This is a genomic window from Nocardia sp. alder85J, from assembly GCF_020176955.2.
In the GTDB taxonomy this organism is placed as follows: domain Bacteria; phylum Actinomycetota; class Actinomycetes; order Mycobacteriales; family Mycobacteriaceae; genus Nocardia.
Window position 1 is genome coordinate 80,847 of sequence record NZ_JAIUCZ020000002.1, and the last position, 16,928, is coordinate 97,774.

The 16,928-nt window shown below is 66.1% G+C and carries 11 protein-coding genes; 5 read left to right on the forward strand and 6 right to left on the reverse strand.

Going from position 1 to position 16,928, the window contains the following annotated elements; all coding sequences use genetic code 11:
* Positions 1-57: 57 nt before the first annotated feature.
* Positions 58-1,350 (reverse strand): NtaA/DmoA family FMN-dependent monooxygenase, encoded by a 1,293-nt coding sequence (locus LBW94_RS06880; protein WP_225057358.1) that lies wholly within the window; start codon positions 1,348-1,350, stop codon positions 58-60.
* A gap of 12 nt (positions 1,351-1,362) precedes the next feature.
* Positions 1,363-2,313: an LLM class flavin-dependent oxidoreductase gene (locus tag LBW94_RS06885; RefSeq protein WP_225057359.1), complete on the reverse strand. Its 951-nt coding sequence runs from the start codon at positions 2,311-2,313 to the stop codon at positions 1,363-1,365.
* 276 nt (positions 2,314-2,589) lie between these two features.
* Between LBW94_RS06885 and LBW94_RS06890 the strand changes: the two genes are divergently transcribed.
* Genes LBW94_RS06890 through LBW94_RS06905 form a run of 4 tightly spaced genes read left to right on the forward strand, consistent with a single transcriptional unit; the run spans position 2,590 to position 5,061 of the window.
* Positions 2,590-3,318, forward strand: coding sequence for a hypothetical protein (locus tag LBW94_RS06890; RefSeq protein ID WP_225057360.1), 729 nt, complete (start codon positions 2,590-2,592; stop codon positions 3,316-3,318).
* Positions 3,315-3,638: a hypothetical protein gene (locus LBW94_RS06895; protein ID WP_225057361.1), complete on the forward strand. Its 324-nt coding sequence runs from the start codon at positions 3,315-3,317 to the stop codon at positions 3,636-3,638. The genes LBW94_RS06890 and LBW94_RS06895 overlap by 4 nt, the downstream gene beginning before the upstream one ends.
* Complete coding sequence (locus tag LBW94_RS06900; RefSeq protein ID WP_225057362.1) at positions 3,638-4,477, forward strand: hypothetical protein; 840 nt, start codon at positions 3,638-3,640, stop codon at positions 4,475-4,477. The genes LBW94_RS06895 and LBW94_RS06900 overlap by 1 nt, the downstream gene beginning before the upstream one ends.
* Positions 4,474-5,061, forward strand: a complete 588-nt coding sequence (locus tag LBW94_RS06905; RefSeq protein ID WP_225057363.1) for a hypothetical protein — start codon at positions 4,474-4,476, stop codon at positions 5,059-5,061. Before LBW94_RS06900 ends, LBW94_RS06905 begins: the two co-directional genes overlap by 4 nt.
* A 34-nt stretch (positions 5,062-5,095) precedes the next feature.
* Here the strand turns inward: LBW94_RS06905 and LBW94_RS06910 are convergent, their stop codons facing one another.
* Both LBW94_RS06910 and LBW94_RS06915 read right to left on the reverse strand, forming a co-directional pair.
* The gene (locus LBW94_RS06910) at positions 5,096-5,245 is read right to left on the reverse strand and encodes a hypothetical protein (RefSeq protein ID WP_225057364.1); all 150 of its coding nucleotides are present in this window, start codon (positions 5,243-5,245) and stop codon (positions 5,096-5,098) included.
* Positions 5,246-5,248: 3 nt separating this feature from the next.
* Positions 5,249-5,830 carry a DUF3558 domain-containing protein gene (locus LBW94_RS06915; protein WP_323137798.1) on the reverse strand — a complete coding sequence of 194 codons (582 nt, stop codon included), beginning with the start codon at positions 5,828-5,830 and terminating at the stop codon, positions 5,249-5,251.
* A gap of 290 nt (positions 5,831-6,120) precedes the next feature.
* Here LBW94_RS06915 and LBW94_RS06920 point away from each other — a divergent pair, with 290 nt between their 5' ends.
* The gene (locus tag LBW94_RS06920) at positions 6,121-8,352 is read left to right on the forward strand and encodes a 3'-5' exonuclease (protein ID WP_225057366.1); all 2,232 of its coding nucleotides are present in this window, start codon (positions 6,121-6,123) and stop codon (positions 8,350-8,352) included.
* Here the strand turns inward: LBW94_RS06920 and LBW94_RS06925 are convergent, their stop codons facing one another.
* A complete protein-coding gene (locus LBW94_RS06925; RefSeq protein WP_225057367.1) occupies positions 8,353-13,278 on the reverse strand; it encodes a DEAD/DEAH box helicase in 4,926 nt (1,641 codons plus the stop codon).
* Positions 13,275-16,667 (reverse strand): hypothetical protein, encoded by a 3,393-nt coding sequence (locus LBW94_RS06930; protein WP_225057368.1) that lies wholly within the window; start codon positions 16,665-16,667, stop codon positions 13,275-13,277. Before LBW94_RS06930 ends, LBW94_RS06925 begins: the two co-directional genes overlap by 4 nt.
* Positions 16,668-16,928 lie beyond the last annotated feature (261 nt).

Here is a 16,928-nt window from a genome sequence, read left to right on the forward strand (position 1 = left end):
TCGGTCGGGCGTGGGTGGGCCGTCCGCTCGGTGTCGTGACGGATGCCCGTCGAGACGCTAAGCGGCGGTGCGCGCCTGCGCCGGACCGACTCCGTAGCGCTCGCGCAGGGTGGTCTCGGCGTATTCGTGCCGGAACAGCCCGCGCCGACGCAGGATCGGCACCACCTCGTCGACGAAGATCTCCAGACCCGACGGGAACGCGTCCGGCATGAGATTGAATCCGTCCGCGGCCCCCGCCCGGAACCATTCCTCGATCGTGTCCGCCACCTGTTCCGGGGTGCCGATGATCCGGCGATGCCCGCCCGCACCGAATTCGAGCACGGTATCGCGCAGCGTGTAGCCGGGGCGGTCGGCGAGCCGATCCCGGATCGCCCGCACCAGCGATTCCCGGAACCCGAGCGAGGCGGTGAAGGCATTCGGATCATCGAGGTCCGCCAGCACCTCCTGCGGAAAAGGCTCATCGACCGGGTAGCCGCGCAGATCGCGCGCCAGCTGGGTACCGAGAATCCCCAATTCCTGCTCGATGCCCTGGAGTTCCCGTGCGGTGCGGTACCTTTCGGCCGCCTCCGCCTCGGTGCTGCCGATGACGGTGATCAACCCCGGCAGGATCGCCACATCGCCACGTGGCCGCCCGTGTCGCACGGCAACCTGCTTCACCTGCTCGTAGTGCTCCAGGCCCGCCGGCAACGTCCACTCCGCGGTGAAAACCGCATTGGCGGTGCGCCCGGCCAGATCCCGCCCCTGCGGCGAGCCGCCCGCCTGCACGATCAACGGATGCCCCTGCGTCGACCCGTCCAACGGCAAACGACCACGGACATCGAAGAATTCGCCATGATGGCCGATCTCGCGCCCGTCGATCGCCGCCCGCCACAGCGCCAGCACCACATCGACGAACTCGTCGGCGCGGCGATACCGGGAAGCCCGATCCGGATTCGCGGCGAGCCCGAAATTGCCCCCGGCCGCCGGGTTGTAGGTGGTCACCGCATTCCAGGCGGCCCGTCCGCCACTGAGCTGGTCCAGCGACAGAAACCGTGCGGCCAACTCGACAGGATCGTTGAATGTCGTGGACAGCGTTCCGATGAGCCCGATCCGGCTGGTGGCGGCGGCCACCGTCGCCAGGATCGCGGTGGGTTCCAAAGCCCGCCCACCCGGCCGCACCAGCGGATCCTCCCGGATCGCCGGATTGTCGGCCAGAAAGAACGCGTCGAGGGTGCCGCGCTCGGCGATGCGCCCGATCTCGGCGAAATAGTCACCCGTGGTCACCGCCGTCTTCGGCAGCCCGGACAACTGCCAGGCGACCGGACTGATACCCAGGTCCAGGACATTGATGTTGAGGATCACATGGTTCACGCCGGAACTCCTTCACGCAGAGACATAGACGGGACGCAGCCGCAGCGGATCGGGCTCGGCCCGACGCGCGATACCGAGCTGATCGCGCAGTGTCGTTGCCCCGGAACGCAACCGGACCAACCCCGCATCGGCCAGCACGGGCAGGGTCCGCTCCAGAAACCCGCCGAGATCGGCAAGATCGAGCCGGATCAGCACGCCCGCAACAGGATCCGATCCGTGCACCCAACTCCGCAGGCGCACGGCCAGTTCGGGATCCCGCCCATCGGCGCGCAGATGAACGGCCACCGTCCCCGCCAGATCCGCGTCGGCCGCCGCCCGATCGCGCACACTCACCAGCGCGATATCGGCCACTGCGGCATGCTCGACATCACCCGGCCGATAATCCCACCACACCACCGGCTCCCCCTGCGGCGTCGTCGGCACGTTCAGCGGCCCGGTGGTCGCGAAAACCCCTGTATGGTCGGCATATCGCACTTCAGCGTCCGCCGGCCTGCCGGCCGCATCGGCAGTGGTGAGCGATTCGATCGGCCAGGTCCGCCACAGTGCCCGCGCCGCGGCAACCGCCTCGGCCGCAAGCTCCGCTCCCACCGGCGCACTTGCCGGCGCCCAACTACCCTGTCCGGTTGCGCCGAGCGCGATCCCCTGATCGGCCCGCAACGCCAGCCACCCGGCCCGTCCACCCGAGAGGTGATCCAGCGACGCCACCCGCCGCGCCAGATTGTACGGATGGTCCCGCTGCGCGGCGCCCGCCGTGACGATCCCGAGCCCCCGCGTGCGCCGCGCGAACACCACCCCGATGAGCGACGGATCGAGCGACCGCGCCACCGCCCCGGCCCGATCGCCCCCCAGCACCACGTACCCCACCCCGGCCGCGTCGAGCAACTCGGGCACCCGATCGAATCCGGTCACGGCCACGCGAGCCAACTGCTCGTCCGGAATCTCTACTCCGAGAACAAGTGTCACAACAATCTCGCTTCCGGTCGACTGGTCCGAAGTGCCCCGGCCCATCGGGCTGGGATTTGTGCGCCGGACATGCGCAGAAGCTATCGGGGCCGGTGGGCCGGGACAATGATTGCTCTCCGTAGGAGTATTAACCGAATCGTGCAGTGGGGCTTCACCGTTGGTAGCGGGCGGCTTGTCCGGGGCGCATGCTGATCCGGTGGAACGAGGGCCCGGCCGGGCCGGGTGCGTTCCGACGGGGAGCCCCGGCACGCGGCTGCCGCCTGGGTCGGACATCCTGTGGCCGCCGCGGGTGAACGGTATCGATGCGCGAAAAGTGTTGTGCACCAGCACATCTGTTGCGGCCGGTATCAGATTCGCGTAACGTCCCAACTGCGGCGTGCGCGATCGGAGCCTGCTCGGATACGCGCGTGTAGGAGCGAGGGGGTGAGAGTGGCTGTTTCGTTGGCGGAGGGTTGGGAGCTGTTCGAAATGCAGCTCGATGACGGCTACCTGCCCACGGCAGTCGACGTGGATCGTAGTCTGCCGGACAGGTTGGATCCCCGCCAGTTCGCGGCGGCGGCGATCGCCGCATATCAGCTGTCCGTCTGGCGCAGGAGTGCCGCCGCGATCGCACGTGGGGACTATGCGGCGCTGGACCCGTATCCGTCCCGGCGAGCGCAGTTGATCACGGCTCTCGACGCCGGCTCGTATGCCGAATTCCAGGCGATCGAGCACGCGATGCGCGGTGATTCGACATTCACGGGACGTGGGCCCATCACCCGATTCGATCGCCCGTCGATGACTATCACCGCCGGTCTCGGATACATCCACGACATCGCAGTCGATTCACAATGGGCGGCTTCGGCACCGCCATACGCCATTGCCGCCGACATGGTCGACTGCGCGGGCCGGATACGGGAGCAACGCCCACGGTTCCATGAGACCGGTTCGTGGTCGGTGCGATCGGATGACGAACTCGAATACGAAGTCCGAGAGTATCGGGCTTACCTGGAGAGAAACAGATGATGCCGGATTTTCAGGCCGACCTGGACGATTTGATGAGGGCCGGAGGCAGCTGGGGAGATGTCGGCGATCATCTCGCCACGGCGTCGAACGGTGCGCAGAACATCCATGATGCCTACGCGAACTCGGGGATAAAATGGGCACTGTTTCAGCAGGCCTGGGATGCGCAGCAGCAGGCCGCGATCTATGTTCGCGACAGGTTGGCGGAAGGACGTGATTCGGCGCGCGACATCCGCGATATCTTGTTCCATGTCGCGAAGGTGTATGCCGATCAGGACTCCCGTTTCGCCGATGCCATCCTCAAACTGGAGGCAGGTTCCTGATGGCGCCCACTATCACTGCGGAAACCTTGGGTTCCGTCCTGGACGAATTTGCTCGAAAAGTCGAGCAGGTGCGGAACACGCCTGGTGACGTCGACAATGCATTCGATACGGCTGTTGCTTCGGCGTACGGCGAAGAATTCGGAGATCCCGCGTCTCCCGGGTTCGTGTTCGATGCCGGGCTGGCACTCGCCTCGAGCGATCTCGCAACCTATCTGCGGCACCATCAGGCAGAGGTGAAGGAGGGCATTCGCCAGCTTCTGGAAAATTTGCACGGTGCGATCGAATCCATGCGGGCACCCGTGGCCTTCGTCGAGACGGGCGAATTGTGGCTCAGCCTTCGATCGACTATCCAGGGTGCGCAGAATTTCGAGGTCATCCAGGCCGGGCTGAACAGCTGGCAGGGGCTCGCGGCGGAGAAATATGCAGGTACACGACAGGCGCAGAACGCGGCGCTGGCTTCCGTGGAAGGTTTGTGCAGTATCTTGCACGACTGCATGTATGCTATCGCCACTGCCGCTTGGGACTTCTATTCGGCCGTCGTCGAAAAGCTGGCCTCATTTCTCGTGAAGTTGGCTTCTGCCCTGGCTAAAATCGAAAGTCTCGTAGCAGCCTATCAAGGAGCTTCCGATGCAATCGCCGCAGCCAAAGCGGCGGCAAACGATATGGGCGAATTGAGTCTCAAACTCGGTAGCGTACTGATGAAAGAGGAAGATGGCACGGGGGTGATCGATTCGGCTATCGACAATCCCGTTGGGATGCTCGGTAACAAGTGGCCGCCGGCGGGGGCGGGCGGGAAATTCGATGTCAATTCGGCTGGTGAAGGATGGCAACCTCGATGAGCGGCCGGATGATTCTGCTCGTCACCGCAGCAGTCATCACGCCCACTGTTGCGAGTTGTGGTATCGGCCACCACTCCGTGTCGAGTACCGAAATTCCGGGGTTCAGTACGCATACTGTTCAAGAGCTGTGTGACTTCCCGAAGCCTTTTTTTGCGGAGAAATTCGGTTATCGTGATTTCAGGATCGACCTGATGTCACCGGCGTCTATGGACAAAAAATTGGACGTCGGTAATGCGTGTACTTATTTCGATGACGCGGCAGATTCCTCGACCAACGGAGAAGAAGTAGGAGAATTACTGCTGGGTCCTTTCCCGCTCGAAGACCACTCGGCCCGCAGTGAGGTCCTGGATACATTTATCGTCGACGGTTCGAAGGTTGTCGAAACATCGCTGCCCGGTCTGAACACCTCGGCTCCCGGCCTGCGGCCGTTCATCCAACTGGATGCCGATATCGACGGCTGGTACGGGAGTTTCGAATTCTGGGGACGTGACGATGCAACAGTGCATGCAGGCGGTAAGGTGCTCGTCGATATGATATCGAAACTGAAGGGTAGCCGTCGCGAAGAATTTTCCCCGACCAAATAATGTCAACCGGAATTTCGTGGATTATTTCGGATTCTCAACGCCAGCTTCCTTCGCCGGTCTGCATCGGGCCTTGGATCGGGGCGCTGCCGATCGGGCTGGCTGGCATGTTGGCCAGCAACTCGCGGTAGCGTGCGGCGAACACCTCATCGGCTTCGACGTACCGCTGGGCGATCGTCCGGTGCAACTCCTATGGAACCACTTTTCCGGCAAGGGTTTTCGCAATATCGCAAGTATCCATGCTGCCGGTCTTGCGTCTGGAGGCCGGGTTGTCGAGCAGGAATTCCAGACTTCCACCTGTCAACTCGACATCGAGCACGCAGTCGGATCGTAGATCGGTCGCTTCACTGTCGTGGTAGGTGATCGTGGACCTGCCGCCGATGGTCAACTCTTCGGCGACCTTGAAGCCGGTGTTGGCACGGACCATCGGCAGCGTGATGTTGGTGGTTCGGATGGATACCGAGTACCCATCGGGTTGCACCCACTGGCATCCTCGCCACTGCGTGCCGCCGTTGCCGTTGGAGTCGTCTCGTTGCTTGTTCTGCAACTGCTCCGAATCCAACGCCGGTTTCAGCACATCCGAGCAGGGATCGAATGCGGTCGGCGCAGGTGGCAAGAGTGTGGACGACACCGAGGTACTGGTCCCGGTCGCGGGCGCATTTCCATTGCTTCCGCACCCGGCTGACCAGAGCCCGGCAACGCCGATCAGGCAGACGCTGCCGAGACCCCGTTTCCACCGGTTCATTCCGAATCCCCCTCGGCGCCGACTCATTAGGCCTGATCGCAGGTGCCGAGGTCGCCCCAACTCTCGCCTCGGCGAAGCTGCGTTCGACCCTACTCGCCCGCGCCGGCCCTGCAAACTCCCGCACCGACGCACATTCGTCAACACGCGCCCGGATCGGCCGGCCTCCTCGCCGACGGCAAGTCGCGACGGCGGTCACCCCGGGCCGACCTGCCCGGTCCGGCCCGGTGGCCACCGAAAGCTCATAGGATGATTTGCCAGGGATGGCCGGATCCGCAGGTGTCGATCGGGCCACCTCATGGACGAATGGGGTGTTGTGCGTGGCGAATCTGGTGCTGGCGACCAATCGTAAGTCGATGCCGAAGCTCGACGGGTCGACTACGGACAAGATCTACGGCTTCTTCGACAGCATTCGCACCGAAGGCGTTGCCACCAAACCGGACATCGAACGAGTCGCCGACGCAGCCGACCCGCGAGTACGGATCGGCCGGGTGGACCCGGACCACTCGGCGATCATGTTCCGCATCGACAGCAGGACCGGCGAGACGACCTACATCTACCTGGGCACCTGGCCACTCGAGGCGGCCCACATCCTGGCGGAGAAGTCGGTACTGCGGGTGAATCCGGTCAATCATGTCCTCGAGGCCATCCTGGGCGGACTGGACGGCACCGCGGACCGCAAGAAACGTTCTGTGGTCCCCGATCCCACCGGCCGGATCGGAAAGCTGGCCGAGGAGCCTCCGGCGGTGTCGTATCTCGCCGAAATCGGGCTCACCATCGGCGATCTGACGGATCGGCTCGGACTCGACCCAGGTGTGGCCGAGCAGGCGTTCGCCGCCCCGGACGATTACGTGCTCAACGAAATCGCAGCGGTGGCCGACGGCTGGCAGGGCAGCGCCCTGCTGGAATTGGCGGTCGGAACCGGCATCGATACGATCCGGACCAAACTCGGTTTCAGCGATGCACCGGTCGACGACTCCCTCGACGAGTACGACCGGATCCTGCTCGCCGCGCAACACCCCGCGGCGAAGATGCAGTTCACGTTCGTCGGCGAGGACGACTCCACGGAGGAATTGCGTCGGGTCATCGAGGCCGGTGACTTTGCCGCCTGGCGAATCTATCTGCATCCGGAACAGCGGAACTTCGCCGAGCAGGACTACAGCGGCCCGTTCCGGTTGTCCGGTGGCGCCGGTACCGGGAAAACGGTGGTGGCCCTGCATCGGGTCCGGAATCTGGCCCGCCGTGATCCCACCGCGCGCATCGTGCTGACCACCTACAACACCGCGCTCGCGGCCGAACTCCACAACAGTCTGCGCGGGCTCGATCCGGAACTGCCCATCGCAGAACGGCCGGGCGAACCCGGTGTCTTCGTCACCGGAATCGACCGGCTCGCCAATGCACTGCTCGGCCGGGCCGGGGATCTGAAGCCGGCATTCGGCACGGTGTTCGGCTCGGACGACCGCCGCTACACGAACAAACGCACCGACACTGCAAGCGCCTGGCGTCGGGCACTGCACACGGCCGGTGGCGGGCTGGACCGGCGCCTGGCCACCCCCGCCTTCTTCGAAGAGGAGTATGTATCCGTCATACTCGGCAATCTGGTCACGACAGCGGACCAGTACGTGAAGGCGGCGAGGCCGGGCCGCGGTGTCCGGCTGAGCCGGCCGCAACGCATCGCGGTCTGGAAGGTGGTCGAGGCATTCCGTCGGCAGAGTCACGACGATCGGACCCTGAGTTTTCCGGAGGTGCTCGCTGTGGCGGCCGAATACCTCCACAACCGCGCCGGCTTCTTCGCCGACCATGTGATCATCGACGAGGCTCAGGATCTGCACGCCACGCACTGGAAATTGCTGCGGGCCCTGGTCCCGGAACAGCCCAATGATCTTTTCATCGCGGAGGATTCACATCAGCGGATCTACAACCAGCCGGTCGTGCTGGGACGCCACGGCATCAAGATCGTCGGGCGGTCTCGCCGGCTGACCCTGAACTATCGGACCACCCGGCAGAACCTGGAGTTCGCGGTCCGCCTGCTCGACGGCGGCGACTACCAGGATCTGGAACACGGCCCGGAATCGACCCGGGATTACCGATCGGCACGCCTGGGCCCCGAACCGAGGCTGATCGAATGTGCCTCCTCGGCAGGGGAATTCGAGGAGATTATCGCGCTGATCGGTGAGTGGAACGGCGCCGGTGTTGAGCTGTCGGCCATCGCCATCCTGACCCGCAACAAAACCGCGCGCGACCGCCTCGCCCGCCTGCTGGACGCGCACGATATCGCGGCACACACCCTGGACGGCAGTGCCACCGTCGCGCCCGGCCGGGTTCAGGTTCTCACCATGCATCGCGCCAAGGGGATGGAATTCTCCCGGGTGATCCTGGCGGGTGTCGACGAATCCCAGGTCCCTGCCCGCGCGCCCCTGAGCGACGCGCCCGAGGAGGACCGGCCGGACCTGCTGCTGCGCGAGCGGTCGCTGCTCTACGTGGCGGCCAGCCGGGCCCGCGACGAATTGGTGGTGACCTGGTCGGGACAGCGGTCCACACTGCTGGCATGACTACCCGCGCGTCAACTCCTTCGCCAGCAGAGCCGCGTCGCAGCCCTCGACGTGCACCACCCGATAGCCGTCGGCGGTGAGGCCGCTGTCGCGATCCGGTTCCTCGCCTTCGACGAGGACGAGTGTGGCATCCGCCCAGTATGCTTCGACCGGCCAATAGTGGGTTCCGACATCCACGCCGATCTCCGGCTCGCCCACACCCAGCCGGTCGAGTTCGCACAGCAGCGACACCGCCGCATCGGACATGTACACCACGGTGTTTCCCCAGGGCGCCGGCTGCGGGCTGCTCCCGCTCAGACCGAGCTGCCGGAAGATGTCGAGTGCGCCGGCGCGGGAAAGCTGTTCGTGCACACGATCGTTGCGAAACGATCGCAGACAGCCGTAGCAGGAGGTCTCCACACCGCAATCGCAGGCGCCGACCCGGTCCACCGCGAAAGCGAGGACACCGTCGAGGTTTTCGGCGATCTTCTTCGCGGCGCCCGCCCCGGCCGGGACGGTGTCGAACAGTACGATGCTGCGCCGGCCGTCGGCACTCCACGACAGGGTGCCGTCGATGTCGTCGCGGGAGATCTCCAGCGCCTCGGAGGCGCCCTCCAGCAGCGCGTACAGGACCGACAGCCACTTCTTCTCGGAATCCGCGTCGTAGGACATGGCCTCGAAGGTGAATTCCGCGACGTCGGTCTCGTAACGGTGTGCGAGGGAGACGGTCTGCAACTGCCCTTCGCACGGCGCGCCGGTCGTCGGGCGGTGGTGTGCAGCGGCGCGGGCACGCCCCCGTCGTGGTTCCGCCCAGCCGCACCAGCGGCATACCTGGAAGCCGCCACCGTCGCCCTCGGAGATGACCGCCATCCGGGCCCGGGTGCCGGCTCGGACGCGGATCGGGACGCCGCCGGGACTGGAGTCGAAGGTGCCGGTGACGTCGCCGATGTGCTCCACGTAGCTGGCGCCGTTCCAGGAACGTTGTGGGGGTTCGGATTTCACGTCCTCGACCTGACGGTCGGCGACGAAGCCGAATTCCGGCACCACGCAGGTACGAATCGCGCCGAAATCCTGTGCGCAGTTGGGGCAGACGGCGTCCGAGTCCAGTACGTGCCCGCACTCGAAATGATTGCAGCTGCGGCAGACCCGGTACTGCAACTCCTCCAGTTCCCGCTTCGGGAGTTTGTGCAGCCCACGCGAAGTCCACAGTCGGCCGCCCGCGACCACCTGGTTGCCGGGCGCGTAGTCGAAGATCGCCTGGCTGAGGTCGCGGGACAGTTCGAGTTTGGCGCCCACGACGTCTTCGCAATGGGCAGTACGCAATTCGACCGTGTCGACCGGGAAACCGTATTTCGGCAGGATGTTCTTGTTTGCCAGGAATCCGAGCAGTTGCCGCCCCGTGATCGTCTCGAGGGTCTTCTGCAATCGCCCGGCGAGGGTGAAGCTCTGTGCGGCAGCGGCATCATCGATCAGCGCGCGGAACAAAGCGATATCGCTGCGGATCTCCTGCTCGGCACCGGCCAGCAGCTCACACAGGCGCTCCACCCAGGCATCGTCGTCGACCCCGATGGCGGCTGCGACGGTCGACGGCAGGGCGGTGCGCAACGCGTTGCGGATCGGCCCCGGCACCGGCGTCAGGAAGGCGCGTACCCCAGCCGCAGGCGAATCCTCGCCGTCGGCAGCCGAGGTGAAGAACGCACCCGCATGGCGCCACCGTAGTTCGTCGGACCGGAACCGGTGCCGGAAGTAAGCGGCGAGCGCGATCGAATGCGCGTGCCGCCGGCCGATCCGCTCGTTGTCGGTGGGTACCCAGGGGATGCGCATCTCGCCCGCGATCATCGTTTCCGGCTTCTGGAATTTCGACAGGTCGTGGGATCCGCGCTTGGCGTAGGTGAGCACCAGCGCGGCGGAATCGGCACGGCGCCCGGCCCGGCCCGCGCGCTGCACGTAGTTCGCGGTCTTCGGCGGCATGTTCCGCAGCATCACGGCCTGCAGATCGCCGACGTCCACCCCGAGTTCGAACGTCGTGGAGCAGGACAGCACGTTGACCTCGCCGGTGATGAATCTGTGCTGGATGCGCGCGGCTTCACCGGCCTCCCACTGGGCGGTGTGCTCGGCCGCTGTCAGCGGTGCGGTGGCGAGCGTGCGATAGAGGGACCGATAGTGGTGGCTGTCGTCGGCCAGGTCCGGCACGGTGTATTCCGCCAGCGTGCCGTCGCACGAGCCGTGCGGGCACAAATCGCGGATGGTGCCCGCGCTCAGGCGCCGGCAGGCCGAGCACTGATACCACGGGAGGTCGTGACCGGATCGCAGGCGTAACCGTTCGTGGTTCACCTGATAGGTGTCACCGGCGGCCTTGTCCGCTTCGAGCGAGAGATATCCGCACTCGAGCAGGAAGTCCCAGCAGCTTTTCAGCACCTTGTCGGCGGATACCTTCGCGCCCAGTGCGCCGAGTACCTTCTGCACGAAGAGGATTCGGCTGTTGGTGGTGCCGGGCTTGCCGGCCGGCAGCCAGCTGATGATCTTCTTGGCACGATCGGAATCCCGCAACCGGATCCGGATCCTGATGTTGCGCGGCTCGAAGATGGGATCCTTGATGTCCACCTCCGGCAGCAGCGTCGCCGCACCCTGCAACCGGGCGCTGCGCACCAACTCTTCCAGTAGCGTCCAGGTCTCCTCGTCGGTGAGTCCGATCTGCGCGAAACCTCTGGGCAGTACTGCCTTACGCGAGCGGAACAGCGAGACCCGAAGCAGCCCCAGGCCTTCCAGCGACTGCCGCTGGTCGACGGTCATCAGCTCGGCCATCACCCACGGATGCACCGCGCGCAACGTCTCCCGGCGGGTGGCGTCCTCGTCGAAGTGCTCCGCGCGCACCGCGACCGCACGGGTCGCATCGGCCAGATCCGCCACCGACAGCGGCTCGTCGGCATTCTTCGGGTCCAGCAGCGCCTGCGTGATGTAGCGCCGCTCCAGCAACCGCCCGTAGGTGCGTTGCAGATAGGGCGCCGCGAAGGCCGCCGCCTGCCGGGAATCGGAGAACATCAGCAGTTTCCGGCCCCCGCCGACCTGCTGCGCGGTCTCGTCCGTGGCCGCCGGAATGTGCTGGTACAGCGCCGTGGTGATCACTGCGGGGGCGGCGTTCAGGTCGGTCCGCAGCCGCCGGATCACCTGGCGTGAGCGCGCACCGCATTCGGTACAGGTGCTCATCACCTTCGTCTTCACGGGATGTTCGCGGACTTGGAGAACCGGCCCGCCGGGACAGTCCGTCAGGACACAACCGGGCGCCGGGCCCAGCGCGCCGCACCCGGTGCACAGATATCGCACCCCGGTGGACGACTCCGCGACGGAGTCCTCGGACAGCACCACCTCGTCCTCGTCGAGCATCCCGTCGGCCCGTGCGTCGGTCAGCACCAGCCAGCGCACCGAGGTGTCGCTCTTGGCGGGCCGGAAGAATTGAATGCCCCGATGCGTGGACACCTCCCCGGCCAGATGGACCGCGCCGCATCGCTGGCAGGTGCCGAATTCGAAGACCGCCCGCCCGCTGTCGGGATCGATCTCATGGCGGCCGAGGAGGACGCGCGGCGCGTCGTCGGCGAAGCTGACGAATGCCCCCTCGGTCGCGCGCACGAACATGTGATAACGCGCCGACAGCACCGGATTGCCGCCGGTGTCACGCACTTTCGATCCCAATGCGACCAACGCGGCCAGTTTGGCCCCGCCTTCCGGATCGCCGGGCCAGAGTTTCTCCGCGAGGATCCGGATGTCCACGGGTCCACGCGACGCGTGCGCCTTCAGTTCCGTGATGCGGTATTCGTCGTGGAGCGCATCGGCGACGTCGCCGGTCGGCGCGTGCGCGCCGATCCAGGTGAGGTCGGCCGCCGGCTCGGCGACGACGGCCAGCTCGCCATCATCGATCGTCCACGTCGGTGCGTCGCGGTGCGGTTGCCGGGTGGCCGTGACGAGATCCTGCCGACCGGGGTCGTCGGCGTCGAATTCGAACGAGGCATCGAACAGTCGACGGGCGAAGTCGGTGGCCTCCCGGCCCTGGGCCTCGGCCGTGCTGCCGGTCAGCGAGGCAGAGGTGGCGATGCACTGCAACGTCCGGTCGTGGGCTACCCGCTCGCGCAGGCGGCGCAGCAGCAGCGCCACTTCGGCGCCCTGCGCACCGTCGTAGACGTGGGCCTCGTCGAGCACGATGAATTTCCAGGTGCCGGCATGGTCACCCTCGAACAGGTCGAGGTCGTCGGGCCGCAGCAGCAGATATTCCAGCATCGCGTAGTTGGTGAGCAGGATGTGCGGCGGCGTCGCGCGCATCTCCTCCCGGCTGAGCAGTTCGTTCGGTAGTCTGCGGGCACTCGGGTGCAGTGCCTGGAAAGTCGACTCCGCCTCTCGCAAACCAGTTTTCGTCTCACCGGTGTACCGGCCGAAGGTGATGTCGGGTACGCCGGACAGCATCTCCCGCAACCGTTTCAACTGGTCGTTGGCCAGCGCGTTCATCGGATACAGCAGTAACGCGCGTACTCCCGGCCCGAGGGTTCCGGCGGCGCGCTCGGCGACCAGGGCGTTGAGGATCGGCAGCAGGAAACTCTCGGTCTTTCCGGAACCGGTACCAGTGCTGACGACCAGGTTGCACCCCGCGACTGCCTTGCATACCGCCGTCTCCTGATGGCGGTAGAGCGGCCGATCGAGGTCGATCGTCGCGCCCAGTTCCTCGAAGCCCGGATGCAGCACTCCGGTCCCGATCAGCTCCCGCAGGGTCGCCCCCGTCGCGTACGGCGGCGTCAGTTCCAGCAGCGGACCCCTCGTCAGCAGTGAGGTATCGTCCACGGCCCGTTCGAACGCCGTCGCGAGTGCCGGAACACGCGGTGCCAGAAGAGTTTTCAGGTATCGCTTATACGAGGATTCGACGTCGGCGCCGACGGCGAGCGGGTCGAGGCGGTCGGTCACTGGTCGGCTCCGATCAGGTCGCTGTGGGTGACGACGGTGGCGAGTGCGTCGGCGATCAGTAGATCGGCCGCGACCATCGCCGGGCACAGTTCCGCCATCCGGGCCCAGGATTCGCGCATATCAGGCGCGATCGGTGGGGTGTCGAACAGCCCGCGCGCGTCGAACCGGGCCAGGGCTGCCAGCGTCAGCGACTGTACGGACAACAGCATCCACGGGTGTCCGACCACGTCGACGCCGTCCAGCGCCTCGTTGCGCGCCCGGATCATGTCGTAGACCAGCGGTGCCACGGTCCGGACCGAGTACAGGGCGCGGTGCACGTATTCCTCGAGCACGGTGCGCGCCGGATCGCGAGTCCAGGCCGTCCGGTTGTGGAAGGCGCCGATGACACCGCTGGTCCGAGTGTCGAGGTCCAGCAGTGCGCCGGGAACCAGTTGGAATGCCTCGAACAGTTCGTCCACTCGCTGTCGCGGCATTCCGTGCAGTCGTTCGACGGTTCTGTCGAAGGCGCCCTCGCGTGGGTCCCCGAGCTTGCCGCGCAGGAGGTTCATCAGCCACTCGCCACCCTGGATGCGCAAATATCCGAGGGTGTCGGCGCGTTCGTCGGCCACCTCGTCGCGACGCGCCCACAGCGACGGCAGGTCGGAGATCTCCACGAGGCACCCGACCCACGGGTTGTGATGCAACTCGTTGAGTGTGGAGTCCGCGGCATACGAAGTCTCGGCCAGCCCGGCACGGATGAGCAGGGCCGGCATCTCCTCGGCGGGAATCGTGCTGTCGCCGAGCGCTTCCAGTGCGGCGCGAGGATTCACCGCCAGTGCGCGGAGCAGCGCACCCCGCCGGTACGTGATACCCCGGTCGCTCCGGCCGACCGGCAGCAGGGACAGCGCCGACCACAGCGCCGGCATGGCCGAGCTGTTGCGCGGCGGCGCTCCGACCCCGGCGAGGTATCGGGACAGTTCCGCGTGGGCCGGATCGGTATCGGTGAACCAGCCGGGCTGGTCGGCGCGCAGCGCGTCCCCGGGCTGCCGCGGTGGCGTGATCGTCGCCCACGGGTCGTCGACGAACACCTGAACCAGCAGTGGCCCGGCTCGCCGTAGTGACGGCGGCAGCTCGGTGCGCGGCCCGGTGATCGGCAGCTGCACCGGTGGCTCCCACGGCGCGGTCGTCAACCAGACGAACGCCGCCAGATCCTCCTCGGCGAGCCCGTCGAACACCAGCTGGTCGCCGTCGATGCGGACGTCGCCGCACAGCCGGGCCGGGCGGATCTGCGCGATGGTGATCTCATGGCTGTGCCCATCGGCAGTGTCGGCCCGCACGACCAGCCGTGCGACGCCGAGGCGGCGTGCGGTATCGGCGAATTTGCTTGCGGGGAGCTGAAATACGTCGTCCGACGGTACCGAGGGTACTTCGATCTGATGCGGCTGACCCGTGGCGTCGAGGAGCGCGAAGTCGACGAAGACGTCACCGGGCACCCGGGCCGCGACGGTCATGTGGCCGGCCAGATCGCCCGCGTGGACGACCGCCGGGGTGGTCCGCCACTGAGCCGCCGAGCCGATCGTGTCGATCCGCGATTGGAAGTGCGGTGGGCGCATCGTGAGGTGGTGGGTGTGGGACGCATCGGTCACGTGCAGGTGGGTGGCCGGTTCCTCGGAGGCGAGCTCGATCAGGTCCCGGTCGACGGTCAGTGTCGCAGGGCAGGAGATCAAGGCGACGGCCGGAGAGAGCCCGCCCGGGACTGGCCGGCGGAATTCGGCGTCGTACTCGATCGAAAGGCCCTCTGCCAGAAAGAGAGTGCACCGCAGGCCGGCGCCCAGCGGTCCGGTGACCACGATGTCGAACAGGCCGAGCTGCCCGGCCGGCAGCCCTTCGAAGGGATCGACACTCGTGGGTTCCGCCGCGGACTCCCACTGCCCCTGCGTTTCCCACGCGCTGCTGCCGGATCGGCACACGTGAACATGCCACTGCTGGGAGCCGGAGCGGGAGTGCGGTGGCAGCGTGATCTCGGGGCGTTCGCCGAACACGGGCAGGCCGCTGCCGGTCGTCAGCCCGGGCAGTGGATCGGCCGGCTCGAGCCGTGGCGACCCGACGGCGCGGACACCGCGCGGAGGTCCGGCAGATACGCCCCTGCGCCGCAACTGAATCGAGTCGTGTCCGATCAGCTCGACGGTATGGGCGCGCCAGCCGCGCCAGCCGGACGGCGTCCGCACATCGCCCTGCGATGTGATCGTCAGGCCGGTGATCGCGTCCGTCAGTTCGGCGTCGTGCGGGTGAACGGCGATCACGACATCGCGCGGCAACGCGCGGTGGCGTGGGATCAGGGTGCCGTCGTTGTCGAACAGCAGCAGCGGATCGGACTTGTCGACGACGGAGATCTGGGTCTTCGTGCCGCTGCCCTTGTGCTCGAGCACCACCTCCCTGGTCGGTCGCGGGACCAGTACCGGGGTCAGCGGGTGGTCGCTCGTCCCGGTCACACCCCAGCCCGCCTCCGCGTACACCTCGTGGGTGTCGCCGTCGAACGAGATCCGCCAAGGCCGTTCGGGTGCGACCGCGGGGTAGGGAACACCCACGGTGATCTGGTCGTCGCCGAGTGAATACGTGACGACCGGTTTGCGTTCGCGCGACGACACGTCCGACACCATGGAATCCTGGCCCAGTGGTTGCTTGCGCAGCCGCTCGATCAATTCATCCAACAGTACGGTGGGCAGGCCGGTCGTGGACGTGTCGAGGTTGAAATCGTTCCAGACCTCGGGATTCTCGACCGTGTGGGCCAGGAAATCGATGGTGCGGTCCAGGATGTCCACCGCGATCTCGCCGCCGTAGCGCAGGAAATTCCGGACCGGCACGTCCAGAATGTTCATCCGATACTCACGGCCGGGCTGGATGAGCCACTCGTAGACAGCGGCGCCGGTGGGCTCGCGGCCGCACACGAGATGCGCTTCGATGACTTCGATCAGGTCGCCCAGGCAGTGCACCGGGATCCCGGCGTGCAGCGTCATCACCTGTACGTATTCGCCTGCCAGCTCGGGGAATTCGCGCAGCCGGAACTTTCGCAGCAGGGTGCTCAGTGCCGCGCGCAGGGCGTTCTCGAACTTCTGGTCTCGCTCCAGCTCGATCTCCGCCCAGAAACTCTCCCAGTATCGGCCTTGTTCGTAGGCCAGGACCGCATGGCCGACCAAGGTAATCAGGGTCAGGGCGGGATATTTCCGGATGAGCGGGGCCAGGCCGTGTTTGGGCACGGTCTCGGCCGCGAGCCGTCCGAACAGTTCCTGCACGTCGCGGATCGCGTTCTCGTCAAGGTTCAGCTCGATGACGAGCCCGACCTTGTCCAATGCGCGTGCCAGCTCGAACTCCTGGTCACCGGCGTGATTCTCGAGGTACGCCCCGCCCATGCGTGTACTACTTCCTACTTCCGTGCCGGCCCTTGCCCCGCCGCCTGCGGCAACTGTTCAACGTGGTCAGTTCTGGAGAACTTAGACCCAGATGTCCTGGTGCACACAGTCCGACCGGTGGGTATCCGAAGAGTTGCTCGGGATGTGAGCACGTCGTAGCGACGTATGAAAACTATGTCAACAACTAGTATTGCTGTCAAGAGTGCTTTGCTTGGCAGTGACCTCGCGCTGGACGTAGTTGGGGTATAACGCAACTGCGCC

Excerpts from the sequence above, each read along its gene's own strand:
- LBW94_RS06915 (WP_323137798.1), bottom strand. The coding sequence starts at position 5,830 with ATGAGTCGGCGCCGAGGGGGATTCGGAATGAACCGGTGGAAACGGGGT.
- LBW94_RS06900 (WP_225057362.1), top strand. The coding sequence starts at position 3,638 with ATGGCGCCCACTATCACTGCGGAAACCTTGGGTTCCGTCCTGGACGAA.
- LBW94_RS06905 (WP_225057363.1), top strand. The coding sequence starts at position 4,474 with ATGAGCGGCCGGATGATTCTGCTCGTCACCGCAGCAGTCATCACGCCC.
- LBW94_RS06895 (WP_225057361.1), top strand. The coding sequence starts at position 3,315 with ATGATGCCGGATTTTCAGGCCGACCTGGACGATTTGATGAGGGCCGGA.
- LBW94_RS06930 (WP_225057368.1), bottom strand. The coding sequence starts at position 16,667 with ATGGGCGGGGCGTACCTCGAGAATCACGCCGGTGACCAGGAGTTCGAG.